Origin of the sequence: Burkholderia sp. Cy-637, assembly GCF_011753175.1 — a bacterium.
Lineage (GTDB): Bacteria > Pseudomonadota > Gammaproteobacteria > Burkholderiales > Burkholderiaceae > Burkholderia > Burkholderia gladioli.
The window spans coordinates 1-9,032 of record NZ_VWWC01000231.1; the positions used below are offsets into that span (position 1 = coordinate 1).

At 70.9% G+C, this 9,032-nt stretch carries 5 protein-coding genes; 4 read left to right on the forward strand and 1 reads right to left on the reverse strand.

Features of this window, described 5'->3' with window-relative positions:
- The first annotated feature begins 538 nt into the window (after positions 1-538).
- Together F3J10_RS32630 and F3J10_RS32635 are read left to right on the forward strand one after the other, a co-directional pair.
- Complete coding sequence (locus F3J10_RS32630; protein ID WP_017921518.1) at positions 539-1,246, forward strand: response regulator; 708 nt, start codon at positions 539-541, stop codon at positions 1,244-1,246.
- A complete protein-coding gene (locus F3J10_RS32635) occupies positions 1,233-2,390 on the forward strand; it encodes an ATP-binding protein (protein WP_166916771.1) in 1,158 nt (385 codons plus the stop codon). Before F3J10_RS32630 ends, F3J10_RS32635 begins: the two co-directional genes overlap by 14 nt.
- A 103-nt stretch (positions 2,391-2,493) precedes the next feature.
- Here the strand turns inward: F3J10_RS32635 and F3J10_RS32640 are convergent, their stop codons facing one another.
- On the reverse strand, positions 2,494-5,226 hold the full coding sequence (locus F3J10_RS32640; RefSeq protein WP_167243816.1) for a patatin-like phospholipase family protein: 2,733 nt from the start codon (positions 5,224-5,226) through the stop codon (positions 2,494-2,496).
- A 327-nt stretch (positions 5,227-5,553) separates the two neighbouring features.
- Here F3J10_RS32640 and F3J10_RS32645 point away from each other — a divergent pair, with 327 nt between their 5' ends.
- Positions 5,554-6,588, forward strand: a complete 1,035-nt coding sequence (locus tag F3J10_RS32645) for a rod shape-determining protein (protein WP_013691110.1) — start codon at positions 5,554-5,556, stop codon at positions 6,586-6,588.
- Between the two features lie 135 nt (positions 6,589-6,723).
- Entirely contained in the window at positions 6,724-9,015 is a 2,292-nt protein-coding gene (locus F3J10_RS32650) for an amylo-alpha-1,6-glucosidase (RefSeq protein WP_167243817.1), read from the forward strand.
- Positions 9,016-9,032: the final 17 nt, after the last annotated feature.

Consider the following 9,032-nt stretch of genomic DNA (forward strand, 5'->3'; position numbering starts at 1 on the left):
TACGCGGCTGACCGGGGTGGGCGGCGGCGCCGGGCTGCGTGGCCGGGCGGCGGGAGGGCCGAGCAATCATCGAGGTACTCCTGTGTGGTTCGAATCCGGGTTACCAGTCGATGACACGGCAGCCGGGCGAAAGGGACAGGAAAACGCGATGGCCTCAGGTAAGCGCTTACCGAATTGATCGCGCGGCGCGGCCCGGCGCGAGCCGCCGTCGATGTGGAGATGACGTGGAGATTCGATGGAGCCGAGCGAAGTCGACAGCGGTTTCAGGCACTCCCGGCGGCGCGGCCGGTCGAATGCGGCCGGACATTGCCGGGCCCGGTCCCGCCGCGCGCGCCCGCGCCGTTCGCGCCGGTTGTTTCCGGCTGCTTGCGCACTTGCTGCACAGCGGCGTCGATTCCTGAGGAACATGCATCAATCGGGGACCGGACAGCAGTATCATGCTGATTTGCTTGAGATGTTACCGATGGTTACCTGCCGGACCGCGGCCCAACCCGCCGCCGGAACCCGGCCCGATTCACCGCCAGCAACGATCACCCCCATGCCTTACCGGATTCTTCTCGTCGAGGACGACAATCGCCTGTCCACCCTGATCACCGGCTACCTGCGCAAGCACGACTACGAAGTCGAGACCGTGCTCGACGGCCACGCGGCCGTCCCCGCGATCCTCTCGTCGCGGCCCGACCTGGTGCTGCTGGACGTGAACCTGCCGGGCAAGGACGGCTTCGAGATCTGCCGGGAGGCGCGCAAGCATTTCGACGGCGTGATCGTGATGGTGACGGCCCGCGACGAGCCCTACGACGAGCTGCTGGGCCTCGAATTCGGCGCCGACGACTACGTGCGCAAGCCGGTCGAGCCGCGCATCCTGCTGGCGCGGATCAAGGCGCAACTGCGGCGTGCGCCGGTACGCGCGCCGGAGCCCGGCAACGGGCCCGAGAGCTACGCCTTCGGCAAGTTCTCGATCAATCGCGGCAACCGCTCGGTGCGGCTGCCGGACGGTTCCTCGCCGGACCTCACCTCGGCGGAATTCGACCTGCTGTGGGTGCTGGTGAGCCACGCGGGCGAGGTGGTCAGCCGCGACGACCTGATGCTGCAACTGCGCGGCGTCGAATTCGACGGCCTGGACCGCACCATCGACGGCCGCATCTCGAAGCTGCGCCGCAAGCTGCAGGACGACGCCAGCCATCCGCGCCGGATCAAGACGATCCGCAGCAAGGGCTACCAGTTCAGCACCCATGCCTGGGAATAAGGACGCGGCCCGGCCCCGCGGCTTCGGTGGCGCCGGGCAGTCGCGGTTGTCGGCGCTGCGCTACCTGCGCTGGCGCTGGCTGCGCTTTCGGCGCTCCTGGACCGACACGCGCGCCGATCGCATGCCGAGCTGGTCGCGCCTCTACGTGCGCGCCTATCTGCACCTGATGAGCCTGGTCCTGCTGGTGGTGGCGGTGCCGCTGCTGGCGCTGTCGGTGACGCTCTCGCCGTGGACGGTGCTGGCCGGCTTCGAGGCGCTGCCGGGCGGCGCGCTCGGCGTGGCGCTGTTCGTGATCGTGGTGCCGGCGCTGGCCACCTGGCGCTGGGCGCGGCCGACCTGGGTGGACCTGGTGATGGTGCGCGAGCGCGCCATCGACTTCAGCGGCGGGCGTTTCCACACGCGCGCGCGCGAATCGCACAGCGTGATCCTCGGCCCGCTGGCGCGCACCCTCAACGCGCTGGCGATGCGCATGGAGCGCCTGATCGAGGCGCAGCGCGACCTCACCAATGGCATCTCCCACGAGCTGCGCACGCCGCTGGCGCGCGTGCGCTTCGCGCTCGAGATCCTGCGCGACCCGATGTCGGAGGCCGAGCGGCTCAACGCGCTGGACAGCATCGCGCAGGACGTGACCGAGCTCGACGAGCTGATCGACATGAGCCTGACCTACGCGCGGCTCGAATACAGCTCGCTGCAGTCGAGCCTGGAGCCGACCGCGCTGGCCTGCTGGCTCGACACCCAGGTGCACGAGGTGGCGCCGCTGAGCCCGGGCAAGATCATCGAGACGCGCCTGGGCACACCGGCCGAGCTGCGCGTGAACATGGATACGCGGCTGATGTCCTACGCGATCCGCAACCTGCTGCGCAACGCGGCCAAGTACGCGCAATCGCGCATCCTGATCGGCACCACGCTGGGCGCGAGCGGCGGCGAGATCCTGATCTACGTCGAGGACGACGGCCCCGGCGTGCCCGACGGCGAGCGCGAACGGATCTTCGACGCCTTCGTGCGGCTCGATCGCCACACGGCCGGCTACGGGCTGGGCCTGGCGATCACGCGGCAGGTGCTGCAGGCCCATCACGGCAACATCGCGGTGACCGACGCGCGCGTGCTGCCCGGCGCGCGCTTCGAGATCCGCTGGCCGGGCTGAGCGGGGCGGCGCCGGCGGCGAGCACCGGCTCGCGAGGCGAGGCTGGGATTGGGAAGGCGCGCGGCGCCGGCGTTCAGGATGCCGGCGCCGCGCCGCTTCCGGCTCAGTAGGTGCGGCCGAGCTGGAAGTACAGGTTGCGGCGCCCGCCCGGCGCGAGCGCCACGCCCACGTAGATCGGCCCGAACGAGGTCGTGAAGCTCGCGAAGAACGAATAGCTCTGCTTCATCGGCCCGCTGCTGATGTCGAGCCGGATCTGGTCGCCGGAAGACGTCCAGACGTTGCCGATTTCCGCGCTCGCGCCCAGGTACAGCGCCTTGATCGGCGAGGCGTTGAAGCTGGCCACCTGGTTCATGTAGGTGACCTGTCCATAGGCGATCGCGTCGCCGTTGAGCTGGTCGGCGGCATAGGCGGCCAGGTGCTGGAAACCGCCGAGCGTGAAGCCCAGCAGGTTGACCGGGCTGGTGCCGCCGAAGCTCTTGCCGCCCTCGATGCTGGCGTTGATGCTGTGCCGCCCGAACTGCTGCGCGACCATCGCCTTGCCGGATACCTCCGTGTACTGGACCTGATCGCTGGCGACCAGGGATCGCTCGACGCTGAACTTGGCGAAGTAACCGTTGCGCGGCAGCGTCGGATCGTCGAGCTGGTCGACCACGAAACGGGCGCGCACGCTGAGCTGGTGGCCGTTGTCGCTGTCGAACACCTGGCCGATCGGGCTGCCGTTGGGCGAGATGTCGGTCGGGAAGTTGTAGGTCGGCGAGGCGCTGCCGTGCGCGTAGGCCAGGCCGACGCGGAAATCGCCGAGCCGTCCGACCGGCAGGCCGAGATCGAGGCCGAGGCGCTCGGTTTGCAACTGGTATTGCGTGAGCTTGTAGTCGTCCCAATAGACGTTGGCGAAACGCCGCTCGAATTCGGCGTAGGGCGCGAGATAGAGGCCATGGCTGCTCGACAGCGGCTGGCGCAGCTCGGTGCGCAGCGCCTGCAGGTCGCTGCCGAGCGTGGAATCGGCACGGAATTCCAGGCCCGAATCGGTCAGCCAGGGGCGCCGGTAGCCGATATGGAAGCGGAAGCCGCCCTCGTCGGTGGAACTGCTCGACATGCCCAGCCCGAACAGCAGGAAGTTCGGGCCCCAGGTCTTGCCGCGCGCGTCCACCACCAGCTTGTTGCTATCGCCGTCGGTCACCACCTGCTGCGTGACCGTGTCGAAATTGCCGGTGGTGGTCAGCGCCAGCAGGTCGCGGCTGACGGCCTGCGGATCGTAGATGTCGCCCGGCTTCACGTGCAGCGCATCGGCCACCACCCGCTTCGGCACCGGCCCGTGGGCGCGGATCTCCACCTCGGCGAGCCGGATCGGCTCGGCGGGCGGGCGCATGTGCGCGGCGCGGTAGGCCGCGTAGGCCTCGGGCGACAGCGCGTAGCGCTCGAGCCGCGGCAGCGCGGCCTTGGCCGCCGCCTCGCCGGCGGCGATCGCCTGGCTGGCGTTCTGGAAATCGGTGAAGCTCAGCGAGCCCAGCGAGGGCTCGAGCAGCACGTCGCGCGGGCCGAGTTCGCTGCGTTCGCGCGAGACGTTCTGGCGGATCAGGATGCCGAGCATCTGCTGGAACACGTCGGCCGGCGAGGCCAGCGCGTCGAGCGGACGTAGTTGCGAGCCGATGTCGACCGCGATCACCACGTCGGCGCCCATCCTGCGCGCGGTGCTGACCGGCAGGTTGCTGACCAGGCCGCCGTCGACCAGGGTCACGCCGGCGATCTCGGTGGGCGAGAACAGGCCCGGCATGGCCATGCTGGCGCGGATCGCGAGCGGCAGCGAGCCGTGGTCGAGCACTTCCATGCGGCCGTTGCGCAGGTTGGTGGCGATCGCGCGGAACGGGATCGGCAGGCGGTCGAAGGGCTGGTTGACCGGCACCGCCGCGGTCCAGTCGGCCAGCAGCGCCTGCAGGCGGTTGCCCTGCACCAGCCCGGCGGGGGCCTTGAAGCCGTTCTTGCCGAAGCCGACCGTCAGGCCGTTGATGTAGCGCTCCTCGTCCTCGCGCTGCTTCTGCGGCAGGTCCGCGCGGTTGACCACGTCGAAGGCGATGTCGGCCAGGTTCACCCTGGCCAGGCGCTCGGCCATCTCGTCGGCGTCCATCCCGCTCGCGTATAGGCCGCCCACCACGGCGCCCATGCTGGTCGCGGCGATGCAGTCGATCGGGATGCGGTGCTCGGCCAGCACCTTCAGCACGCCCAGGTGCGCGTAGCCGCGCGCGCCGCCGCCCGACAGCACGAGGCCGATCGCGGGACGGCCCGCTTGGCCGCCTTCGGCGCGGCAATCTTGCGTGACCGGTTGATTGGCGCTCGCCGGGGCGGTGGAGAGGGCCGGTGTGTTGGCGATGGCAGGGGCGGTGCCCTGGGCGATGGGCATGCCCGCGCTGGTCTGGGCATTGGCGCCGGAACGGTCGCCTGCATCGGCGGCCAGGGCGCCCGCGCGCATCGCGGCGAGCGCGTCGGCCCAGGCCGGGGACGGCGTGGCGGCATCGGAGGCTTGCACGGGCACGGTGGCGGGTGAGCCGTTGAGCGCCGGAGCGGCGGATGGGCTCGCCTGGGCCGCGGCGAGCGAGGGCAGCAGGGTCGCCGCCATCAGGGCCGCGAGGCAGGCGAGTCGGGCCGGCAGCCCGCGCCACGGCCGCGCGCCGCCTTGGCGGAATGCGGGATCGAAGACGAAATCGAATACGGGATCGACAGCGACGGGGCACACGACATGGGCACCGGCGGCGCCGGAGCGCGCCTCGTGGATGGCGGCGCTGGGCGCGCGCGCGGCGGCGGAGGCCCCGGACGAGGCGGGGCGTGCGGCGTTGAACATTCTTTTGAGATCGGGTTGGCCTGGCCTGGCGCGACGGTAAACGCGCCGGCGAGACGAGAGGGTACAGACTTTGCGAAGGGCGTCAATTCATTCCGGAATCCAACGGACTGCCAATCTTCCCGTCAGATTGTCAATTCGGCATCGGAATTCGACATCGGAATATTCTCCATTGACCTGGAATTACCTAGAGTAGAAACTTCCTGTCGCCGACGCGTCGCGTTTCGATGCGAACGCCGGCGGCCATCGGAAGCAGTACCGGCACGGGGAAAATGCCGGTTTGGCCGCGCAGCGCGTTTCCTCGGTCTGTCAGTCCGTAAAGGCACATCCATGTCGACACCCATCCTGGGCAGGCTTTTCGCCAATAACGTCGCGGTCGATCCGGGCACCGCGAGCACGCTCATCTATACGCAGGAACGCGGCGTGGTGCTCAACCAGCCGTCGGTGGTCTGTTTCCGCAAGGCCGACGCCCATGTCGACAAGGCGCGGGTGGAGGCGGTCGGCGAGCTGGCCAAGGCGCTGATCGGCCGCGTGCCCGAGCACCTGGAAGCGGTTCGGCCGCTGCGCCACGGTGTGATCGCCCATTACCCGGCGGCCGAGCAGATGATCCGCCAGTTCGTCGGCATGTCGCATGCGCGCTCGCTGTTCGGCCGGCGCATCGAATTCACCGTCTGCGTGCCCTCCAGCGCCACCGCCGTGGAGCGGCGCGCGCTGCGCGAGGCCGCGGCGGCGGCCGGCGCCTCGCGCGTGAACCTGATCGACCAGTCGCTGGCGGCCGCGCTCGGCGCCGGGCTGCCGGTCACCGAGGCGGTCGGCTCGATGGTGGTCGACATCGGCGGCGGCACCACCGAGGTGGGCGTGGTGTCGCTCGGCGGCACCGTCTACCAGCACGCGATCCGGGTCGGCGGCGACCAGTTCGACGCGGCCATCATCAACCACGTGCGCGGCCTCTACAACGTCCTGCTCGGCGAGCAGACCGCCGAGCACGTCAAGAAATACATCGGCTCGGCCAGCGGCTCGGTGCCGCGCGAATCGATGCGCGCGGTCGGGCGCGGCGTCGAGGACGGCCTGCCGCGCACCATCGAGCTGTCCAACCACGACATCGCCGAGGCGCTGGCCGCGCCGCTCAACCAGGTGGTCAACGCGGTGAAGCGCGTGCTCGAGAAAGCGCCGCCCGAGCTGGTTACCGATATCGCCCATCGCGGCATCGTGCTGACCGGCGGCGGCGCGCTGCTTGCTCACCTGGACCGGCGCCTGTACGCCGAGACCGGGCTCGCGGTGCGGGTCGCCGACGAGCCGCTGAGCTGCGCGGTGCGCGGCGCCGGCGAGGCGATGGGCCGGCTGGCGATGGAAACCGATCACTGACACGCCGCCAGGCGACACTGCGAAGCAGGGCCGTTCTGGCCTATGCTGTGGCGAAACGGGGTGCGAGCAGCGGAGCGAACCGCCGCCCGCGCCCGTTTTTCCCCTGTTCCCCGTGGACCGCAGTCAGGAGTCGCAATGCCCGGCACGCAAGCTCATCCCGTTACCCCGACGGCCGAAGCGGCCGCAACCGCTTCCCCCGCTTCCCCTGTTTCTTCCGATTCCCAGGCCGCGCAGGTCGCCGCGACCGGCGCGCCGCCCTTCATCGCCCCCGAACCCGTCTCGCAGAAACCGGTGGCCGGCAGCCAGCATGTGCTGAAGGCCGGCGACGCGTTCGTGGTCAGCGACACGCTGGGCGACATCCTCGGCCATGACGACGGCCTGTTCGTCGACGACATGCGCGTGCTGTCAGGCTGGCGCCTGACCTTCGGCGGGCGCGCGCCCTCGCTGCTGTCGGGCGCGACCAGCGCCGACAACGCCTCCTTCACCGCGCACCTGACCAACCGGCCGCTGCCGCCGCTGGGCGGCCACGAGATGCCCGAGGGCGTGATCCACATCGACCGCACCCGCGTGCTGTCCGACAACGTGCTGTACGAGGCGCTGACGCTGACCAACTACGGCACCGCCGACGCCGAGGTGCCGCTGTCGATCTCGTTCGCGGCCGACTTTCTCGACATGTTCGAGGTGCGCGGCACGCCGCGCGAGCGGCGCGGCGCGGTGGCGGCGCCCGAGGTCGAGGCCGGCCAGGTGCGGCTGCGCTACGACGGCCTGGACGGCGTCGCGCGCACCGTGCGGATCGGTTTCTCGCCGGCGCCGGTGCGCCTGGCCACCGATCGCGCCGACTACACGCTGACCATCGCCGCGCAGGCCTGCGTGTCGATCTACCTGACCGTCGAGGCGCGCATCGAGCGCGACAGTGAGTCGACCGCGCCGGCCGCGCCGGCCCAGCCGCTCGCGCGGGCGGGCCGCCCGGGCCTGCGGCGCGCGCTGGTGCAGGTGCACCGCCAGATGCGCGAGCGGCGCCGCAGCATCGCGCGCGTGCGCACCGGCAATCCGCTCTTCAACGCCTGGCTCGACCGCTCGCTGGCCGACCTGGGCCTGCTCACCACCCAGCTCGAGACCGGCCCCTATCCCTACGCGGGCATCCCCTGGTTCTCCACGCCCTTCGGCCGCGACGCGGTGATCACCTCGCTGCAGATGCTGTGGCTGCAGCCCTCGCTCGCGCGCGGCGTGCTGCGCTTCCTGGCGGCGCACCAGGCGCAGGAAACCTCGGCCTTCCGCGACGCCGAGCCGGGCAAGATCATGCACGAGTTCCGTCGCAGCGAGATGGCCGCCACCGGCGAGGTGCCGTTCGCGCTCTACTACGGCGGCGTCGACACCACGCCGCTGTTCGTGGTGCTGGCCGGGGCCTATCTCGAGCAGACCGGCGACACGGCCCTGATCGACGAACTCTGGCCGGCGCTGGAGAAGGCCGCCGGCTGGGTGGCGCGCGCTTGCGACCGCAATCCTTACGGCCTGCTCGACTACCAGAAGACCTCGGAGCGCGGCCTGGCGAACCAGGGCTGGAAGGACAGCCACGATTCGGTATTCCATGCCGACGGCCGCTTCCCGGAAGGTCCCATCGCGCTGGTCGAGGTGCAGGCCTATGCCTGCGCCGCCTTCGACGCGATGGCGACCTTCTCGACCCATCGCGGCGACGCCGCGCGCGCGGCCGACTACTCGGCGCGCGCGAAGAAGCTGCGCGAGGCGGTGGAGGCGCATTACTGGATGCCCGAGGCCGGTTTCTACGGCATCGCGCTCGACGGGCGCGGCGAGTTGTGCCGCGTGCTGGCCTCGAACGCGGGGCACCTGCTGGCCTTCGGGCTGCCCGAGGCGAGCCGAGGCGAGGCGGTGGCGCGCACGCTCGACTCCTCGCTGTTCCGCACCGGCTGGGGCGTGCGCACGCTGGCGGCCGGCCAGCCGCGCTTCAACCCGATGGCCTACCACAACGGCTCGGTCTGGCCGCACGACAACGCGCTGGCGGCGCGCGGCTTCGCGCGCTACGGTAACAAGACGGCCGCCACCGAGCTGCTGCGCGCGCTGTTCGAGGCGGCGGTCAGCTTCGACATGCGCCTGCCCGAGCTGTTCTGCGGCTTCCCGCGCCGGCGCGGCGAACCGCCCACCGCCTATCCGGTGGCCTGCCTGCCGCAGGCCTGGGCGGCCGGCTCGCCGTTCATGATGCTGCAGGCCTGCCTGGGCGTGAGCGTCGACGCGGCGCGCGGCGAGGTGCGCATCGAGCGGCCCGCGCTGCCGGACGGCATCGACTGGCTCGAACTCGACGGCCTGCGGGTGGGCGGGGAGACGGTCTCGCTGACCTTCCGCCGGGTCGGCGGCCAGGTGGTGGCGGCCGCGCAGGGCGGCGGCCGCGTCAAGGTGGTGGCCGCGCTGTAGCGCGCGGCGGCTGGATG

Bases quoted from the DNA above. Each gene is read 5' to 3' on its own strand.
- F3J10_RS32630 (WP_017921518.1), top strand. From the start codon at position 539: ATGCCTTACCGGATTCTTCTCGTCGAGGACGACAATCGCCTGTCCACC.
- F3J10_RS32635 (WP_166916771.1), top strand. From the start codon at position 1,233: ATGCCTGGGAATAAGGACGCGGCCCGGCCCCGCGGCTTCGGTGGCGCC.
- F3J10_RS32640 (WP_167243816.1), bottom strand. From the start codon at position 5,226: ATGTTCAACGCCGCACGCCCCGCCTCGTCCGGGGCCTCCGCCGCCGCG.
- F3J10_RS32645 (WP_013691110.1), top strand. From the start codon at position 5,554: ATGTCGACACCCATCCTGGGCAGGCTTTTCGCCAATAACGTCGCGGTC.
- F3J10_RS32650 (WP_167243817.1), top strand. From the start codon at position 6,724: ATGCCCGGCACGCAAGCTCATCCCGTTACCCCGACGGCCGAAGCGGCC.